Origin of the sequence: Aeromonas taiwanensis (assembly GCF_000820165.1) — a bacterium.
Taxonomy (GTDB): domain Bacteria; phylum Pseudomonadota; class Gammaproteobacteria; order Enterobacterales; family Aeromonadaceae; genus Aeromonas; species Aeromonas taiwanensis.
On record NZ_CDDD01000047.1, the window covers coordinates 25,771 to 43,226 of the forward strand.

General features: G+C 62.6%; 12 protein-coding genes and 1 pseudogene. 4 read left to right on the forward strand and 9 right to left on the reverse strand.

The window, feature by feature from the left end; genetic code table 11:
* Nucleotides 1–40: 40 nt before the first annotated feature.
* Nucleotides 41–3,502 (forward strand): transcription-repair coupling factor, encoded by a 3,462-nt coding sequence (mfd, locus tag BN1136_RS07925; RefSeq protein ID WP_043760978.1) that lies wholly within the window; start codon nucleotides 41–43, stop codon nucleotides 3,500–3,502.
* 75 nt (nucleotides 3,503–3,577) lie between these two features.
* On the opposite strand, the gene fbp is transcribed toward mfd, so the two are convergent.
* Together fbp and BN1136_RS20175 are read right to left on the reverse strand one after the other, a co-directional pair.
* Nucleotides 3,578–4,612 (reverse strand): class 1 fructose-bisphosphatase, encoded by a 1,035-nt coding sequence (fbp, locus tag BN1136_RS07930; RefSeq protein WP_043760979.1) that lies wholly within the window; start codon nucleotides 4,610–4,612, stop codon nucleotides 3,578–3,580.
* Nucleotides 4,600–4,818 (reverse strand): hypothetical protein, encoded by a 219-nt coding sequence (locus tag BN1136_RS20175; protein WP_152552621.1) that lies wholly within the window; start codon nucleotides 4,816–4,818, stop codon nucleotides 4,600–4,602. Before BN1136_RS20175 ends, fbp begins: the two co-directional genes overlap by 13 nt.
* A 166-nt stretch (nucleotides 4,819–4,984) precedes the next feature.
* Here BN1136_RS20175 and BN1136_RS07935 point away from each other — a divergent pair, with 166 nt between their 5' ends.
* Nucleotides 4,985–6,601, forward strand: a complete 1,617-nt coding sequence (locus BN1136_RS07935) for a peptide ABC transporter substrate-binding protein (protein WP_043760980.1) — start codon at nucleotides 4,985–4,987, stop codon at nucleotides 6,599–6,601.
* Nucleotides 6,602–6,650: 49 nt separating this feature from the next.
* Here the strand turns inward: BN1136_RS07935 and BN1136_RS07940 are convergent, their stop codons facing one another.
* The 3 genes from BN1136_RS07940 to sixA form a co-directional block, all read right to left on the reverse strand.
* Complete coding sequence (locus BN1136_RS07940) at nucleotides 6,651–7,571, reverse strand: DMT family transporter (protein ID WP_043760981.1); 921 nt, start codon at nucleotides 7,569–7,571, stop codon at nucleotides 6,651–6,653.
* 197 nt (nucleotides 7,572–7,768) lie between these two features.
* The gene (locus BN1136_RS07945) at nucleotides 7,769–7,975 is read right to left on the reverse strand and encodes a DUF1107 domain-containing protein (RefSeq protein WP_005324080.1); all 207 of its coding nucleotides are present in this window, start codon (nucleotides 7,973–7,975) and stop codon (nucleotides 7,769–7,771) included.
* Nucleotides 7,976–8,108: 133 nt separating this feature from the next.
* Complete coding sequence (gene sixA / locus BN1136_RS07950; protein WP_043760982.1) at nucleotides 8,109–8,576, reverse strand: phosphohistidine phosphatase SixA; 468 nt, start codon at nucleotides 8,574–8,576, stop codon at nucleotides 8,109–8,111.
* A 162-nt stretch (nucleotides 8,577–8,738) separates the two neighbouring features.
* Here sixA and BN1136_RS07955 point away from each other — a divergent pair, with 162 nt between their 5' ends.
* Nucleotides 8,739–11,513 carry an insulinase family protein gene (locus BN1136_RS07955; protein WP_043760983.1) on the forward strand — a complete coding sequence of 925 codons (2,775 nt, stop codon included), beginning with the start codon at nucleotides 8,739–8,741 and terminating at the stop codon, nucleotides 11,511–11,513.
* Nucleotides 11,514–11,835: 322 nt separating this feature from the next.
* On the opposite strand, the gene BN1136_RS07960 is transcribed toward BN1136_RS07955, so the two are convergent.
* Together BN1136_RS07960 and BN1136_RS07965 are read right to left on the reverse strand one after the other, a co-directional pair.
* Nucleotides 11,836–12,483: a thiopurine S-methyltransferase gene (locus BN1136_RS07960; RefSeq protein WP_043760984.1), complete on the reverse strand. Its 648-nt coding sequence runs from the start codon at nucleotides 12,481–12,483 to the stop codon at nucleotides 11,836–11,838.
* A 160-nt stretch (nucleotides 12,484–12,643) separates the two neighbouring features.
* Nucleotides 12,644–14,017: a leucine-rich repeat-containing protein kinase family protein gene (locus tag BN1136_RS07965; RefSeq protein WP_043808326.1), complete on the reverse strand. Its 1,374-nt coding sequence runs from the start codon at nucleotides 14,015–14,017 to the stop codon at nucleotides 12,644–12,646.
* Nucleotides 14,018–14,129: 112 nt separating this feature from the next.
* Here BN1136_RS07965 and BN1136_RS07970 point away from each other — a divergent pair.
* A pseudogene (locus tag BN1136_RS07970) lies at nucleotides 14,130–14,357 on the forward strand (methylated-DNA--[protein]-cysteine S-methyltransferase); the annotation flags it as partial.
* A 257-nt stretch (nucleotides 14,358–14,614) separates the two neighbouring features.
* On the opposite strand, the gene BN1136_RS07975 reads toward BN1136_RS07970, so the two are convergent.
* Together BN1136_RS07975 and guaA are read right to left on the reverse strand one after the other, a co-directional pair.
* Nucleotides 14,615–15,196, reverse strand: coding sequence for a GNAT family N-acetyltransferase (locus tag BN1136_RS07975; RefSeq protein WP_043760986.1), 582 nt, complete (start codon nucleotides 15,194–15,196; stop codon nucleotides 14,615–14,617).
* Nucleotides 15,197–15,862: 666 nt separating this feature from the next.
* A complete protein-coding gene (gene guaA, locus BN1136_RS07980) occupies nucleotides 15,863–17,452 on the reverse strand; it encodes a glutamine-hydrolyzing GMP synthase (protein ID WP_043760987.1) in 1,590 nt (529 codons plus the stop codon).
* Nucleotides 17,453–17,456: the final 4 nt, after the last annotated feature.

Genomic DNA, 17,456 nt, shown 5'->3' on the forward strand with positions numbered 1-17,456 from the left:
ACGTCAACGCCAACTGAACGCCAACATTTAAAAGAATGCCATGATGCCAATGACACTCCCCGCCTTGCCCGCCAAAGCGGGCCAGAAGTTAACGTTCGGCCAGCTGGTCGGCAGCAGCCTGGCACTGGTTGCCGCCCGCCTCACCCGGGAGGCGGACAGACCCGTCCTGCTGGTGACTGCCGATACCCCGAGCGCCCTGCGCCTCGAACAGGAGCTCGGTTTCCTGCTGGCTGACCAGGATTGCCCCGTGCTGCTGTTCCCGGACTGGGAGACCCTGCCCTACGACAGCTTCTCCCCTCACCAGGACATCATCTCCCAGCGCCTCGAAACCCTCTATAAACTGCCGCAGATGCGCCGCGGTGTGCTCATCGTGCCCATCTCCACCCTGATGCTGCGCACGGCCCCCCAGGCCTATCTCGACAAGTACAGCCTGATGGTGAAAAGCGGCCAGCGCCTCAACCTGCAGCAGCTGCGCGGTCGCCTCGCCGAGGCGGGCTACGTGGCGGTGGAGCAGGTGCTGGAGCACGGCGAGTTCGCCGCCCGCGGCTCCCTGCTGGATCTCTTCCCCATGGGGAGCAGCCGTCCCTATCGCATCGACTTCTTCGACGACGAGGTGGACTCCATCCGCCCCTTCGACCCCGAGAGCCAACGCTCCAGCGAACCGGTCAAGAGCGTCAGCCTGTTGCCCGCCCGGGAGTTTCCCACGGATGAGGGGGCCATCGAGCTGTTTCGCGGCCAGTATCGGGAGCAGTTCGAGATCTCCCGAGCCGAGGGCTCCGTCTATCAGGAGGTGAGCAAGGGGCGCTGGCCCGCCGGCATCGAGTACTATCTGCCGCTCTTCTTCAGCCATACCGCCAGCCTGTTCGACTACCTGCCAGGCAACACCCTGCTGCTCACCGTGGGGGAGATCTACCCCGCGGCCCAGCGCTTCTGGAACGACATCGGCCAGCGCTATGAAGACAGACGCTGGGACAACACCCGGCCCCTGCTGCCCCCCCAGCAGATCTATCTGCCGGTGGAGGAGCTATTCGCCGCCCTCGGCCACTATGGCGCCGTGCGCCTGCAGGAGGCGGCTGGCGACGGTGGCGCGGGCCAGCATGATCTCCCCCTCGCCCCCCTGCCCGAACTGCAGCTCGACCACAGCAAGGAGCTACCCCTGCTGGCCCTCGACCAGTTCCTGCAAGGCTTTGCCGGGCGCACCCTGTTTGCGGTGGAGTCCGAGGGGCGGCGCGAGGGGCTCGGCGATCTGCTCGCGCGGATCGCGCTGCAACCCAGGGAGTTCCCCTCCCTCGAGGCCTTCCTCTCGAGCAACGTGCGCCACGGGATCCTGGTCTGCCCGCTCGAGCGCGGCTTCCTGCTGCAAGAGGCGGGGCAGGAGGCCCTCGCCCTCATCACCGAGAGCGAGCTGCTGGGCGGCAAGATCCGCAGCCGACGCACACGGGAGAAGAACAAGAACCTGAGCTCGGATGCGGTCATCCGAAACCTGGGCGAGCTAACCCAGGGCCAGCCGGTGGTGCACCTCGATCACGGGGTCGGCCGCTATCTGGGGCTCGAAACCATAGACGCGGGGGGCCTGCCCACCGAGTTTTTGACCCTGGAATATGCCGGTGGCGACAAGCTGTTCGTGCCGGTCACCAGCCTGCACCTGATCAGCCGCTACACAGGGTCCGACAATCCGCCCAGCCACAAGCTCGGCGGCGAGGCCTGGGTCAAGGCACGGCGCAAGGCGGCCGAGAAGGTGCGCGACGTAGCGGCCGAGCTGCTCGATGTCTACGCTCACCGCGCGGCCCGCGCCGGCTTTGCCTTCAAGCACGACCGGGAGGCCTATCGCCAGTTTGCCGCGGGCTTCCCGTTCGAGGAGACCGACGATCAGCTCAACGCCATCAACGCCGTGCTCGGCGACATGTGCCAGGCCAAGAGCATGGACCGGCTGGTGTGCGGCGACGTGGGCTTTGGCAAGACCGAAGTGGCGATGCGGGCGGCGTTTGTGGCCGTGCATGGCGGCAAGCAGGTGGCGGTGCTGGTGCCCACCACCCTCTTGGCCCAGCAGCACTATGACAACTTCCGCGACCGTTTCGCCAACTGGCCGGTGCGGGTGGAGGTGCTGAGCCGCTTCCGCTCCGCCAAGGAGCAGAGCGCGGTGATGAAGGAGATGGCCGAGGGCAAGGTGGACATCATCATCGGCACCCACAAGCTGCTCGGCTCCGATCTCACCTTCAAGGATCTGGGGCTGCTCATCGTCGACGAGGAGCACAGATTCGGGGTGCGCCAGAAGGAGAAGATCAAGGCGCTGCGGGCCGACGTGGATATCCTCACCCTCACCGCGACCCCCATTCCGCGTACCCTCAACATGGCCATGTCCGGCATGCGGGATCTCTCCATCATCGCCACCCCGCCCGCCAAGCGCCTGGCCATCAAGACCTTCGTGCGCCAGCACGAGCCGACAGTGGTGCGCGAGGCGGTGCTGCGGGAATTGAAGCGTGGCGGCCAGGTCTACTACCTGCACAACGACGTGGAGAGCATCGAGAAGTGCGCGGCGGATCTTGCCGAGCTGGTGCCGGAGGCGCGCATCGGTATCGCCCACGGCCAGATGCGCGAGCGGGAGCTCGAGCGGGTGATGTCGGACTTCTACCACCAGCGCTTCAACCTGCTGGTGTGCACCACCATCATCGAGACCGGCATCGACGTGCCGAGCGCCAACACCATCATCATGGACAGGGCGGATCACCTGGGCCTGGCCCAGCTGCACCAGCTGCGGGGCCGGGTCGGTCGCTCCCACCATCAGGCCTATGCCTACCTGCTCACCCCCCATCCCAAGCTGATGACCAAGGACGCGGCCAAGCGGCTGGAGGCCATTGCGTCGCTCGAAGATCTCGGCGCCGGCTTTGCGCTCGCCACCCACGATCTGGAGATCCGCGGCGCGGGCGAGCTGCTGGGCGACGATCAGAGCGGACAGATCGAGTCGGTGGGCTTTACCCTCTACATGGAGATGCTGGAGCAGGCGGTGGAGGCGCTCAAACATGGCAAGGAGCCGTCGCTGGAGCAGCTCATGAGCCAGCACACCGAGGTGGAGCTGCGCCTGCCCGCCTTGCTCCCGGACGACTATATCCCGGACGTCAACATGCGGCTCTCCATGTACAAGCGCATCGCCAGTGCGGCGGACGAGCAGGAGCTGCGCGAACTCAAAGTGGAGCTCATCGACCGCTTCGGCCTCTTGCCAGAGCCGACCAAGACCTTGATGGAGCTGGCTGCCTTCCGCCAGCGCGCCACCGCCCTTGGCATTCGCCGGGTGGAGATGAGCGAGCGCGGCGGTTATCTGGACTTCACCCAGGAGACCCGCGTCAACCCGGCCTATCTGGTCAGGCTCCTCTCCGAGCAGCCGCGCATCTACAAGATGGATGGGCCGACCCGGCTGCGCTTCCAGGTGCCGACCCAGGAGCGGGCCATGCGCCTCAAACTGGTGGACAGCCTGCTGGCGGATCTCGCCCGCAACAGCCAGTGAGCGGACTGCTTGCCAAAATAGAAACGGGAGCCCTGATGGCTCCCGTTTTTTTACCTGCGTTTTATCATCCGCGGATCACGCCTGGCTCGCCGGATCCTCGTGAGCGGAGAACTCCCGCATGAAGGCCTCGGCGCGCTCCACCATCTTGGTGGACCCCACGAAATAGGGGGTGCGCTGGTGCAGGGCGGTGGGCTGGATATCCATGATCCGGCCGAAACCGTCGGAGGCCTTGCCCCCCGCCTGCTCCACCAGGAAGGCCATGGGGTTGCACTCGTAGAGCAGGCGCAGCTTGCCGTTCGGGGAGTTGGTGCCGGACGGATAGATGTAGATGCCGCCCTTGAGCAGGTTGCGGTGAAAATCGGAGACCAGGGAGCCGATATAACGGGAGGTGTAGGGCCTGTGGGTCGCCTCGTCACGCTCCTGGCAATATTTCAGGTACTTCTTCACGCCATCCGGGAACTTGATGTAGTTGCCCTCGTTGATGGAGTAGATCTTGCCCTCCTCCGGGATGCGGATGTTCTCGTGGGAGAGGCAGAAGCAGCCGATGGAGGGATCGTAAGTGAAGCCGTTGACCCCGAAGCCGGTGGTATAGACCAGCATGGTGGAGGAGCCGTAGACCACGTAACCGGCGGCCACCTGGCGGTTGCCCGGCTGCAGGAAGTCTTCCAGGGTCACGCCGGCCCCCGGCTTGCTGACCCGGCGATAGATGGAGAAAATGGTTCCGACCGAGACGTTGACGTCGATGTTGGAAGAGCCGTCGAGGGGGTCGATCAGTACCACGTATTTGGAGTGGCGGGAGAGCTCGGAATCGAAGGAGACGAAGTCCTCTTCCTCCTCGGAGGCCATGCCACACACCTCGCCACGGGCTTCCAGCGCCGCCTTGAAGCGTTCATTGGCGTAGACATCCAGCTTCTGCTGCACTTCCCCCTGCACGTTTTCGGACCCGATGGAGCCGATAATGTCCGCCAGCCCCGCCTTGTTGATCTCCCGGTTCACCACCTTGGCGGCGAGGCGAATGGAGCTGAGCAAGGAGGTCAGCTCGCCAGTCGCGGTAGGATAGTCCGCCTGCTTTTTGACGATGAATTCGCCCATGGTGATCATGTTTCGCATTCTTGTTCCTTTAAGATCGTTTCCGTTGGCCGTTGAAAACGTTTGCAGATCTCGGCAAAAAAAGTGCCGATCTTCGGCAGCGTTGTTTTGTAACCTAATGTAACGCGTGTTTTTTGTTTTTGCAGCGAATTAAGGCGCTGTTTAAATCGCCAAAAAGCCCCTATGGAGCGGGCTTTTCGGGCACCAAAAGAGGTCTCGAACGACATCTCTTGGCATCTTAATTCGTGGCAAGAAGACAACCCTGCCTCACCCGATGCCGTTCACCCCCATCCGGTCCTTTTCCCGTCCCCCCTGCCGGCACCCTCTTGAGATCTCGCCATCGATCCCGCACACTGACTCGGCTTTGGAAGCAAAAAAACATAAGGATATTCAATGAAAAGGACTCTCATTGCCGGCGCGATCACCGCCCTGCTCTCCCTGCCTGCCCTGGCCGCCCAGGTGCCTGAAGGCACCCAGCTGCTGCCCAGTGCCCAGCAAACCTTCGTCCGCAACATCGGCACCGAGCCTGCCTCCATCGATCCCCAGATGGTGGAAGAGAGTGCGGGCAGCGACATCGTCAACGATCTGTTCGAGGGGCTCTATACCCTGGATGGCAACGGCAAGCTGCAGGCGGCGGGGGCACTGGGCTACGAGCTCGACGCCAGCGGCACCGTCTACACCTTCAAGCTCAGACCCGATGCAAAATGGTCTAACGGCGAGCCGGTGACGGCGGCAGACTATGTCTATGGCTGGCAGCGGGCGGCAGACCCCAAGAACGCCTCCAACTACGCCTGGTTCATCGAGCTGACCGGCGTGCTCAACGCCGGCGACGTCATCCAGGGCAAGCAGAGCCCGGATGCCCTGGGGATCAAGGCGCTGGATGATCACACCCTGCAGATCACCCTCAAGGCCCCGGTTCCCTTCTTCCTGAAGACTCTCTCCCACTACACCACCTTCCCGGCCCCCAGGGCCACCATCGAGAAGTTTGGTCATGAGTGGGTCAAGCCCGGCAACATCGTCTCCAATGGCGCCTTCGCCCTCAAGGAGTGGACCCCGAACGAGCGCCTCATCGCCGAGCGCAATCCTCACTACTGGGACAACCAGCACACCGTGCTGAACAAGGTGGTCTATCTCGAGATCGTCTCAGATACCGCGGCCTACAACCGCTATCGTGCGAGCGAGCTGCACTACACCACCTATCCTCTGGAGCAGTATCAGCAGATCAAACGCCAGAGCCCGGACGAGCTGGTCAGCGCCCCCATGCTCGCCACCTACTACTACGTGTTCAACACCCAGCGCAAACCCTTCGACGATGTCAGGGTGCGCAAGGCGCTCTCCCTGGCCATCGACCGGGACACCATCACGGAGAAGATCCTGGGACAAGGGCAACTCTCGGCCTTCAGCCTGACTCCGCCGAGCGTCGACGGCTTTGAACTCAAGCGTCCGGCCAGCGAGCTGATGAGCAAGGAGGAGCGGATAAAGCAGGCCAAGGCACTGCTCGGCGAGGCGGGTTACGGCCCGGGCAAGCCGCTCGAGGTGGACATCCTCTACAACACCAACGAGGGGCACAAGAAGATAGCGCTCGCCATCTCCTCCATGTGGAAGCACAACCTGGGGGTCAAGGCCGAGCTCAACAACATGGAGTGGAAGACCATGGTGTCGGCCCTCAACGAAGGGGACTTCGGGGTGAGCCGCTACTCCTGGAACGGGGACTACAACGATGCCTCCACCTTCCTCGACATCATGACCTCCAGCAGCAGCGCCAACAGCGGCAAGTGGTTCAACAAGGAGTACGACGCCCTCCTGGCCAAGGCCCATGACGCCAAGGATCCGGCGGAACGCAACCGGCTCTATCAGCAAGCGGAGGTGCTGATCGACGAGGAGGCCCCCATCGCACCGGTCTACTTCTACGTGAAATCCCGCCTGCTCAAGCCCAACGTCAAGGGCTACCCCTATCACAACCCGCAAGACCTGGTTTATGCCAAGGATCTCTATCTGACGGCGCAATAACCCGCGCCCCGGACAGCAAAAGACCGCCTTCGGGGCGGTCTTTTTTATCTCAATCCTCCTGACAGCTCGCCATCGCCAGCCTGGCCCGCCGGCGCACCACCACGGGCTTGACCAGCAACTGTGCCAGCAGGACCCCCATCAGGGTCATGCCGCCGCCGATGAGGTGATAGCTGGTGAGCCGCTCCCCGAGCCAGGTGATGGCGAGCGCCGCCGTCATCACCGGCAGCAGGTTCATGAAGATGGCGGTGCGGCTTGCCCCCAGCAGGGCGATACCCTGCATCCAGAGCCAGGGGGAGAGCGCCGACGTCGGGATCCCCGCATAGAGGATGAGCCAGAGGGCGCTGCCATCCGGCCAGTGCCCGTCCACCAGCAGATAGAAGGGGGTGAGAAACAGGAGGCTGCACAGCACCTGGCCATAGAGCATGGACCAGTTGTCGAGCCCCAGATCCCAGCGCTTGAGCAGCACGCTGTAGAGCGCATAGGTGGCCGCCGAGAGCAGCATGTAGACGAAGCCTATGTGGATGCCCTGGGTCAGCAGACGGCTCGGATCCCCCTGCCCCAGCAAGATGGCCAGCCCCATGAGGGAGATGACGCCCCCCAGCAGGGCGCCCCAGGTGGGACGCTCGCGCAGCAGCCAGATGCTGAGCAGCACCGTCATCAGCGGGGTCAGCCCCATCATCAGCCCAATCTCGGTCGCCCCCAGAGTCTGGGCCGCGTAATAGCCGAACGTCTGGTTGAGTACCATGCCGAGCAGGGCCAGCGCCGCCAGCTTCGAAAAACCGGCCCGCAGTTTGCCACGCACCCGCCAGGCACGGCGCGCAAGAAACGGGGTCAGCACCAGGGCCGCCACCATCCAGCGCGACCAGGCCAGGGCCGCCGGAGAGAGTACGCCGACCGCCAGCTTGCTGACGATGCCATTGCCGGCCCAGATGGCCATGCAGGAGAAGGGAAACAGAAAGGCCAGGGGCATCGCGATATCCAGAGAAAGGAGGCGGGTATTTCGCGGGAGTATAGAGAGGCAAACGGGATAAGCAAGCACTCTGATGCGGGAGCGGCGATGTTGCGGCAACCCGGATGAAGGCGGCACTGCCGGCCTTCCCCAGGCTCATCAAGCATCATGCCCGCACAGGGCGGGCATGATGGGGAAAAGGGTCAAGCCAGGGTGGCTCAGGCAGCGTCCATGTGGAGCCTCGAAATCAGTTCGTTGACCTCGAGCACCGTCTGGCGATGGGGAATGTCGGCTTGCAGCGGCATCATCAGCAAGCCCGACTGGAAGTCGAAGCGCCCCCTGCCATGGATGTAAATACGCCCCTTGAAGAAGGTTTTGACATGTTTTGCCACCATCAGTGGCAGGTACTTCTTGAATACTCTCATCGTTTGCAACCTCTTGCAGTTGTATCCGTATGACAGCAGCTTATGCGCAATAATTCCGTTAAATTTATATAAAAAACCGGAAAAATCGACTCTCTCTTCCCCAAAAAACCATCTTGTAACTTTTTATTAACTTTTAACGTATTGTATGCGGTCCTTCCAGCCAGAGCAAGGCCCCCTTGCCATCTTGCCACTCGATGCAGGCAAGACCGGAGGTGGCAAACATGGGCGCACCCGCAGCCGGGCAGAGGCTCTGCACCAGATACCCCACCAGCGGCAGATGGCTGACCATGAGGATGTTGTCGTGCTCCGCTGCCAGCGCGGTCAGGTAGCTCGCCACGAAGGCCGGATCGCCATAGGGCGTGATCTCGCCGCTCTCCTCGACCTTGCGGGCCTTGGGCAACTCGGGCGAAATGGCCTGCCAGGTCTGTCTGGCACGCAGGTAGTTGCTGTGGATCACCAGGCTCAGGGAGCCTGTGAGCTGAGGAGCCAGCCAGCATGCCATGTGGATGGACTCTTCGATGCCTTGTTCGGTCAGTGGACGCTGTTCATCAGTCTTTGCGTTCATGCCAGCCTGGCCATGACGCATGATGTAGATTTTCATTACAACCTCGCCCAGGGGGCCTGTTTAAATAGCGGGGGGATCTTACCCCGCCATGCCGGGGGAAACAATTGCGCTACCTCTCAGAAAAGGGTTTGCCTCGTGAGATAGCGGGGTCGATAATCATGTTTAAATTCAAATAAATTCACCGCGAGCCACGCCCCAATGAGCCCATATGCCAGTCCCAACGACCATCGGCGGTATCACTATCTGGAGCTGGCAAACCGGCTCAGGGTCTTGTTGATCTGCGATCCCCAGACCGACAAATCGGCCGCCTCCCTGGCCGTCAACACAGGTCACTTCGATGATCCGGTCGATCGCCAGGGCATGGCCCACTTCCTTGAGCATATGCTGTTCCTAGGTACTCGTACTTATCCCAAACCCGGCGAATATCAGCAGTTCATGAGCCGCCACGGGGGGAGCAACAACGCCTGGACCGGCACCGAGTTCACCAACTTCTTCTTCGACATCGACAACGGCTTCTTCGAAGCGGGGCTCCATCGTTTCTCCCAGTTCTTCATCTGCCCCACCTTCGATCCCAAGTGGGTGGACAAGGAGCGCAACGCGGTCGACTCCGAATATCGCCTCAAGCTGCAGGATGACGTGCGCCGCAGCTATCAGGTGCACAAGGAGACGGTCAACCCGGCCCATCCCTTCTCCAAGTTCTCGGTCGGCAACCTGGACACCCTGGCGGATCTGCCGGGGCGGGATCTGCGCTCCGACCTTATTGCTTTCTACGAAACGCACTACAGTGCGGATCGCATGGCGCTGGTCATGATTTCGCCCGCCTCCATCGACACCCAGCTGGCCTGGTGCGATCGCTTCTTCAGCACCATTCCGGATCGCCACCTCGGCCCCCCGGCCCTGTCGGCGCCCCTCTACCGGCTCGATGACCTCGGCATCCGCATCCAGATCAACCCGGTCAAGGAGACCCGCAAGCTGGCCCTGACCTTCCCGCTGCCCAGCGTGGATGCCCTGTACGACAAGAAGCCCCTCACCTTCCTGAGCCACCTCATCGGCTACGAAGGGGAAGGCAGCCTGCTCTCTCTGCTGAAAGCGAAGGGCTGGGTCAACCAGCTCGCCGCCGGCGGCGGTATCAGCGGGGCCAACTTCAAGGACTTTGGCGTGAGCTTCGGCCTGACTCCCCTCGGGCTTGACCATGTAGACGACATCATCGCCGCCCTGTTCGGCTATCTGAAACTCATCGAGCAGGATGGCGTCCAGGCCTGGCGCTATGACGAGAAGCGCAGCGTGCTGGAATCCGCCTTCCAATTCCAGGAGCGGGGCCGGGCGCTGGATACCGCCTCGGGGCTGGTGCTCAACCTGTTCAGCTATGCGCCGGACGATCTGCTCCATGGCGACTACATGATGCGCGAGTTTGACGAACCCCTGATCCGGCGCTTCCTCGCCAAGCTGACCCCCCACAATCTGAGGGTGACCATCCAGGCCCCGGAGGTGAGCACGGATCGCCTGGCCCGCTGGTATCAGACCCCGTACAGCGTCCAGACCATCACGGAGGCGGAGAAGATCCGCTGGCAGCAGAGCCAGCCTGATCCCGCCCTGCACTTGCCGGCGCCCAACCCCTTTATCAGCAGCCGTCTCGATGCCCGCCTGCCGGCACTGGCCGCCGACATGCCCGCCTGCCTCATCGACCGGCCCGGGTTCCGCCTCTGGCACCTGCACGAGCATCTGTTCGGCGTGCCCAAGGGCAGCCTCTACATCTCCATCGACAGCGAGCACGCGGTCAGGAATCCGCGCCACATCGCCATGGCACGGCTCGCGGTGGAGCTGCTCACGGACCACCTCAATGCCCTCACCTACCCGGCCGAACTCGCCGGGCTCGGCTACCAGATCTATGCCCATCAGGGAGGCTTTACCATCAACCTCAGCGGCTTTGCCGACAAGCAGCCGCTGCTGCTTGACATGATCCTCGGCAACCGCACCCTGGGGTACCCGGATCCGGCCCGCTTCGCCGAGATCAAAGAGCAGCTCATCCGCAACTGGGAGAACCAGTCCAAGACCCGGCCCATCTCCCAGCTGTTCAACCAGCTCACTAGCCTGCTGCAGCCGAACAATCCGCCGTTCGAACAGTTGCTGCGCCACCTGCGCACCGTCGAGCTCGGCGAGATGCCCGCCTTCGTCTCCCAGCTCTTTGCCGAGGTACACATTGAAACCCTGGTGCACGGGGACTGGACGGCGGCCGAGGCCCTCGAGCTCGCGTCCCTGCTGGAGCGCCACCTCGGCACCAGCAGCCAGCCCAGCGCGGAGACCCGCCGACCCCTCATCTCCATTCAGGACAGGGGCACCCTCATTCGCGAGCAGGGATGCGAGCATGAAGACTCGGCGCTCCTGGTCTACTACCAGTCACGCACCACCCGGGCGCGGGATCTCGCCTGCTTCACCCTGGCCAACCACATCATGTCCTCCACCTTCTTCCACGAGCTGCGCACCCGTCAGCAGCTCGGTTACGTGGTGGGGGCCGGCAACCTGCCCCTCAACCGCCATCCCGGCCTCATCTTCTATATCCAGTCGCCGGTGGCGGGGCCGCAGATCCTGCTGGACGCGGTGGAGGAGTTCATCGACCTCTTCCCCCTGGCCATGCTGGAGTTCACCGAGCAGCAGTGGCAAGACAGCAAGGCTGGCCTGCAGGCCCAGCTGAGCGAGCGGGACGCCAACCTGCGCAGCCGTGGCCAGCGGCTCTGGGTCAGCATCGGCAACAAGGATCTGGGCTTTGATCAGCGGGAGCGGGTGTGCGAGGAGGTGGACAGGCTCAGCCGCGCCGACCTGGTGCGCTTCATCACCCAGCTGAGATCGCGCACCTCGGATCGCCTGATCCTCTGCAGCTATGGTCTCGGCCACGAGCACGACGAGCGGATCACCGGCCAGTTCATCGACGATCCCAGGGCCTTCAGGCTCAACAGCGCCACCTTCGAGGCCTGAATCCGAGGCCTGAATCGGCTCCTTGCCCACTCTCCGTCCGGGGCCATCCGGGCAATAAAAAGCCGACCCCTGGGGGTCGGCTGGAAATACCATAAACAATTGCGACCTGAGCCGCCAAAAGTGAACATGAGCGTGAAAATCAGACACTGGGTTGATGGTCGGCCGGATGGTTCAAACCAGAGCGCATCGGTCGGCACCAGCAGTGATTGAGAAACAGCCTCATCTTAGGCACTCCCCTGATTTTCCACGTTGATCTATGTCAAAGGAGGTAAAAAAGGTCGCCTGCCCGCGACCTTTCTCCAACCTGGGGCCGGGCGTCTCCTCAACCCCGGCGGATCAGGCGATAGGCCACTTCATCGAAATAGGAGAGCTGCCCGGCGAGCACCCTGGGGTGATCCAGCTCCGCCGCCCGCCCCAGCACCTCCACGCTGAAGTCGCGCTCGAACAGGGTGCGCACCTCCATCTCTCCCACCGAGAACGGCGGCTGTAGCTGCTGCTCCGGCTGGTACTCGAGAGTCACCAGCAGAACTTGTCCCCTCGCCTCCACGAGGCGGCTCATCAGGGCGGCATACTGGCGGCGCATCGCCGTCGGCAGGGCGATGAGGGCGGCCCTGTCATAGACCAGTCGATAGCGACGGCCAAGCTCCGGGGCGGCGAAAAAATCCCCCTGATAGATGCGAAGATGATCGTGCTGGTGGCACTGATAGGGCCCCTGCTCGCTTGTCTCGGCACTCAGGTTGTTCTCGGCGAAAAACTGGGTGACGGCGAGCTCGGATAGCTCGAAGCCGTCCACCGGATGCCCCTGCTCCCGAAGCCAGAGCATGTCGCGGGACTTGCCGCACAGGGGGACCAGCACGGGTTCATCCCCCTGCTGGGCCGACCACCAGGACTGCAGCCAGCGGTTGAAATCTGCCTGATGAAAGCCAATCCGGTTCTCTTTCCACTTCTGATGCCAAAACGCCGCTTCCATCCTCTTTCTCCCGTCATCTGCAATGATGCATCACTATCACAACTTCACCGAAGCGGTGCAAGCCCCGCACCGTCCGTCCCCCACCCTTTTTGCAAGACACGCCGTGAGCGCCCTGGACGTGGCCCCGCAGTCTTGAAAGAGGTGACTCCCGGCCGGATGGTCATACCGCCACCGGCTCGGCCGCAAGCCGGGCCTGCGCAGCGTCGAGCCGCGCGGCAATACGGGCAAAGGTGGGGCGTCGGGACGGCACCTCGCAGAGGCACTCCCCGACCAGCTCGCCGAGCCCCGCCAGCGCCTCGTGCTTGTCGGTGCTGCGCACCAGCAGCTCCTCCAGCAGGCAGCCGAAGGCCCTTACCTCCAGGCGCTCCAGCCGCCCGGCCAGCGCCTCATCGGTTCTGTCGTAACAGGAGGCGGCGCCAAAATCGCCGAGCAGCACCCGGCCCTGTGCCTGCTCTTGCCCCTGCCCTTTCCCTTGCACAGAGTGCAGCAGGTTATGGGCATAGAGATCGCCGTGCAGGATGCCCCGCCCGTGCAGATGTCGTGCGGCGCTCACCACCCCCTGCGCCAGGTTGAGCAGCGTGGCCGGGGTGAAGCGCACGCCGTCCGGGTAGATGTCACGGGTGCAGGAGTCCAGACTCGGCGGCCCCGCCAGATTGACAAAATCCGGGGGGATCAGCGCCATCACCAGCGCCGGGATCCCGGAGGGGTGATCCCCAACCCGACCCACCACGCCGACCAGATGGGGATGGCGACCGGCGGCCAGCGACACCGCCAGCTCGCAGCGGGGCAGCCCATCGCTGGTCACCGCTCCCTTGAAGAGCTTGACCGCCACCGCCTCGGCTTGTGCCTGCCCCTTCAGCTCGGCGCGATGGATGACGCCAGACGCCCCCTGCCCCAGCCACTCGCCCAGGGTCAGGTCATCCCAGGGGATGTCGGCCACCGAGGCGCACTGCTCGAGCCGGCGCTCCTGCCGGTCGCTGAAGGGGTTGCCCGCGTAGGCCAGCCAGCTGAGGCGCGGCAGCGCCAGCAGCCAGTCGGGGAAGGCCTCAAACCGGTTAGCGGCGATGCGAAGCAGCTCCAAACGGTGGCAGTGAGCGAGACTCTCGGGCAGCTCGCGCAGGCGGTTGCCCGAGAGCATCAGCTTTTGGAGATCCGTGCACCGACCCAGCTCCTCGGGCAACTGCTCGATGGCATTGTCAGTCAGAATGAGCCAGCGCAGTCTGGCGGGCAGGGAGGCGGCCGAGACGGTCGCGATGCGGTTGGCCTTGAAGCCCACCATGGTGAGCGCGGGGCAGCGCCCCAGCACCTCGGGCAACTCGGTAAAGCGGTTCTCGGAGCAGAAAATGATGCGCAGTTTGCTGAACTCGGCCAGCGCGTCCGGCAACTCGCTCAGCTGGTTACCGGTGAGATCCAGCACCTCCAGGGTCTCCTTGAGGCTCAGGATCTCGGGGGGGAAAACCGCGAGGCCTTCAGCGAGTTTCAGGTGGCGTGCGCCGCACAAGGCTCCGGAGCGCAGCTGTTCCAGGGTATGCATAAATTCGTCTCTATCGGGGTGGCCGGTTCACGGCCCTCGGCACCAGCGGGCAGCGGCCCGATGGCAATAAAGGAGGGGCATTATAAGGAATGGCGGCCAGAGATCCCCTGTTTTGTTGCAGATCCCGCCAGCCAGGGTGGTGAGCTACGCCCAGGTGACGAGCACCGTCGACAATCCCAAGGCCGCCCGCGCCGTGGGGCTCGCGGTGGGCGCCAACCCCGTCGCCTTGATGATCCCCTGCCACAGGGTCATCCAGCAAAACGGCAAGCTCGGCGACTATCACTGGGGCGAGACCCGCAAACAGGCGATACACGCCTGTAAGGCGGCGAGGTATGAGTAAATTCGGCCCTTTATGGGTTACTTGATAAGGCGAAAAGGGCCCCCCTAGTCACGAGATAGCTGGCCATTGAGGGCCCTGGATAACCATCCGGCAATATTAAGTGGGGAGGTCAGATGGGTCGGGGCGAAGAGTGCCCCTTTAGTTGAATTGGAGACGGAACATGATGGCCATCCAGACCACCACTCATCGGATTGACCAAGCCCGTAGGATGCCATAAGCACCCCCCATGGCATGGATGGAGAGCGAAACAAGCGGGGTCAATCGCCGGGTTGGCTTTCGCGTTTACCAGCACTCGCACCTTCCATTATTTTCTCAAACCGGAACATCTCATCGTCATCTCCTTTGCCATCAAGATGGTGTGAGAGCTGATGAGGGTCTGGATGGTACTTGTTGTAGAAATCGACAATGTTGAAACCACATCGGTTAACGTAGAAGTGAATATTCCGTTTCTCAAAATATGGCGTCACCGTTTCCCACACTTTGGTGAGAGGAAACGCGTGTTCAATCGCATGCCAGGCTTTAAGGCCCAAGCCTTTGCTCTGTTGGCTCGTCGCGATGAAAAAGAATGACAGGGAGTTGCGACCGCTCTTCTGGTCTATCACTAGCACGGCTCCGCCAACACGTTGTTCGGCTGCCATGATCCAGTATGTAACGGCCCCCTTGGTGTGAAATGACTGTTCAATATCTTCATCAGAAGGAATGGGCTCTTCAAGTGGGTGTCCAAAGTCTGCCTCTGCCGCCACGCGAAAGGCATCCTGCAAGGCGAGCTTGAACTCGGGAAGGCTGCCAGGATCAGCCTCCAGGAGGCTTATGTTTACGTTCTCTTCTGATCCTTTCACTTAATTCATCCCCAACCGATATCCCATGAACATTGAACGACGAAAGAGTGCCCGACCTGGATTGGTAGCATGATTGAAATACCCATAGCTGTGCAACTCCCATTACCAAGCCCCCACATTTGGTTAAGGGGTAGATTTTAGCCGGTCCCCCCCCGAGTCACGGCCAAGTTACCACCCGGCAGCCTTCCGTTTGCTGTCTTTAACCCACTCAGTGTCTCTGCTTCATCGGCGACTCCAGAGAGGCCATACCCAGACGGCTATCCTAGCGAGCGTGAGAGACAAGACAAAGCGGAAGGTGGGCGTTTCCCAAGCCAGATCAATAAATGACCCCATCTTGGGGGCGCATCAGCAGCTCGCATTACCACCGCGCATCAAGATGGGGCATCGACACGGCGGGTATCCGGCTCCATTGCCCGCATGGCAACTGACCGACAGGCTTTGCTCACCCTCCCCTGCCCCGGAGAAACAACAGCCTGTCGACATATGTGGACGCGATAGATGACGCTCTGCCGATCGCCCCAGGCACTCACCACGACAACATTGGCAACAGAGCCCTCACCCCCTTCGCCAGGAGCAAAATTTTCTCGCAAACGATTGGAAAAAGAAAAGGCGCCTCAAGGGCGCCTTTTTGACAGTTTTGCGTGATCGCAGGGAGAGGGTTAACCCTTATTCCCACTCGATGGTTGCGGGCGGCTTGCCGGAGACGTCGTACACCACGCGGGAGATGCCGTTGATCTCGTTGATGATGCGGTTCGACACGTGGCCGAGGAAGTCGTACGGCAGGTGAGCCCAGTGGGCGGTCATGAAGTCGATGGTCTCGACGGCACGCAGCGCAATGACCCAGTCGTACTTGCGGCCGTCGCCCATGACGCCGACGGAGCGCACCGGCAGGAAGACGGCGAACGCCTGACTGACCTGGTTGTAGAGGTCGGCCTTGCGCAGCTCTTCGATGAAGATGGCGTCAGCCTTGCGCAGCAGATCGCAGTACTCTTTCTTCACTTCGCCAAGCACGCGCACGCCCAGACCCGGACCCGGGAAGGGGTGACGGTAGAGCATGTCGTAGGGCAGGCCGAGTTCGAGGCCGACACGGCGCACTTCGTCCTTGAACAGCTCGCGCAGCGGCTCCACCAGACCCATTTTCATCTCTTCCGGCAGGCCGCCGACGTTGTGGTGGGACTTGATGACGTGAGCCTTGCCGGTCTTGCTGGCAGCGGATTCGATGACGTCCGGGTAGATGGTGCCCTGGGCCAGCCACTTGGCGTTCTTGAGCTTCTTGGACTCGTCGTCGAACACCTCGACGAAGACGCGGCCGATGGTCTTGCGCTTGGCTTCCGGCTCGTCGATACCCGCGAGGGCGGAGAGGAAGCGCTCTTCGGCGTCGACCTTGATGATGTTCAGGCCGAAGTGATCGCCGAACATGTCCATCACCTGCTGGCCTTCGTTCAGGCGCAGCAGGCCGTTGTCGACGAAGACGCAGGTGAGGCGATCGCCGATGGCGCGGTGCACCAGCATGGCGACCACGGAGGAGTCCACGCCGCCGGAGAGGCCCAGGATCACCTCGTCGTCACCCACCTGCTCGCGGATGCGGGCAACGGCGTCGTCGATGATGGTGGCCGGGGTCCACAGGCATTCGCAGCCGCAGATGTCCTTGACGAAGTGCTCCAGCATGCGGGCACCCTGACGGGTGTGGGTCACTTCCGGGTGGAACTGCACGCCGTAGAAGCGCTTGGCCTCACACGCCATGGCGGCATGGGGGCAGGTCGCGGTCTGGGCGATGGTGGTGAAACCGGCGGGGATCTCGGTGACCTTGTCGCCGTGGCTCATCCAGACATCCAGCAGGGCATTGCCGTTGTCGGCAATGGCGTCTTCGATGTTGCGCAAGAGGGCGCTGGCCTTGCCGGACTGGCCCAGCACTTCGACCTGGGCATAGCCGAATTCACGCAGGTTGGAGGACTGCACCTTGCCGCCGAGCTGCTCGGACATGGTCTGCATGCCGTAGCAGATGCCGAACACCGGCACGCCGGCGTTGAACACGTACTCGGGGGCGCGCGGGCTGCCCGCCTCGGTGACGGATTCCGGGCCGCCGGAGAGGATGATGCCGCTCGGGTTGAACTCGCGGATCTGCTCTTCGGTTACGTCCCAGGCCCACAGCTCGCAGTAGACGCCGATCTCGCGCACACGGCGGGCGATGAGCTGGGTGTACTGGGAACCGAAGTCGAGGATGAGGATACGATGGGCGTGAATGTCTTTAGTCATTTTA

Excerpts from the sequence above, each read along its gene's own strand:
- sixA (WP_043760982.1), bottom strand. The coding sequence starts at position 8,576 with ATGAAAATCTACATCATGCGTCATGGCCAGGCTGGCATGAACGCAAAG.
- BN1136_RS07935 (WP_043760980.1), top strand. The coding sequence starts at position 4,985 with ATGAAAAGGACTCTCATTGCCGGCGCGATCACCGCCCTGCTCTCCCTG.
- BN1136_RS20175 (WP_152552621.1), bottom strand. The coding sequence starts at position 4,818 with ATGTCGTTCGAGACCTCTTTTGGTGCCCGAAAAGCCCGCTCCATAGGG.
- BN1136_RS07955 (WP_043760983.1), top strand. The coding sequence starts at position 8,739 with ATGAGCCCATATGCCAGTCCCAACGACCATCGGCGGTATCACTATCTG.
- mfd (WP_043760978.1), top strand. The coding sequence starts at position 41 with ATGATGCCAATGACACTCCCCGCCTTGCCCGCCAAAGCGGGCCAGAAG.
- guaA (WP_043760987.1), bottom strand. The coding sequence starts at position 17,452 with ATGACTAAAGACATTCACGCCCATCGTATCCTCATCCTCGACTTCGGT.
- BN1136_RS07960 (WP_043760984.1), bottom strand. The coding sequence starts at position 12,483 with ATGGAAGCGGCGTTTTGGCATCAGAAGTGGAAAGAGAACCGGATTGGC.
- BN1136_RS07945 (WP_005324080.1), bottom strand. The coding sequence starts at position 7,975 with ATGAGAGTATTCAAGAAGTACCTGCCACTGATGGTGGCAAAACATGTC.
- fbp (WP_043760979.1), bottom strand. The coding sequence starts at position 4,612 with ATGCGAAACATGATCACCATGGGCGAATTCATCGTCAAAAAGCAGGCG.
- BN1136_RS07965 (WP_043808326.1), bottom strand. The coding sequence starts at position 14,017 with ATGCATACCCTGGAACAGCTGCGCTCCGGAGCCTTGTGCGGCGCACGC.
- BN1136_RS07940 (WP_043760981.1), bottom strand. The coding sequence starts at position 7,571 with ATGCCCCTGGCCTTTCTGTTTCCCTTCTCCTGCATGGCCATCTGGGCC.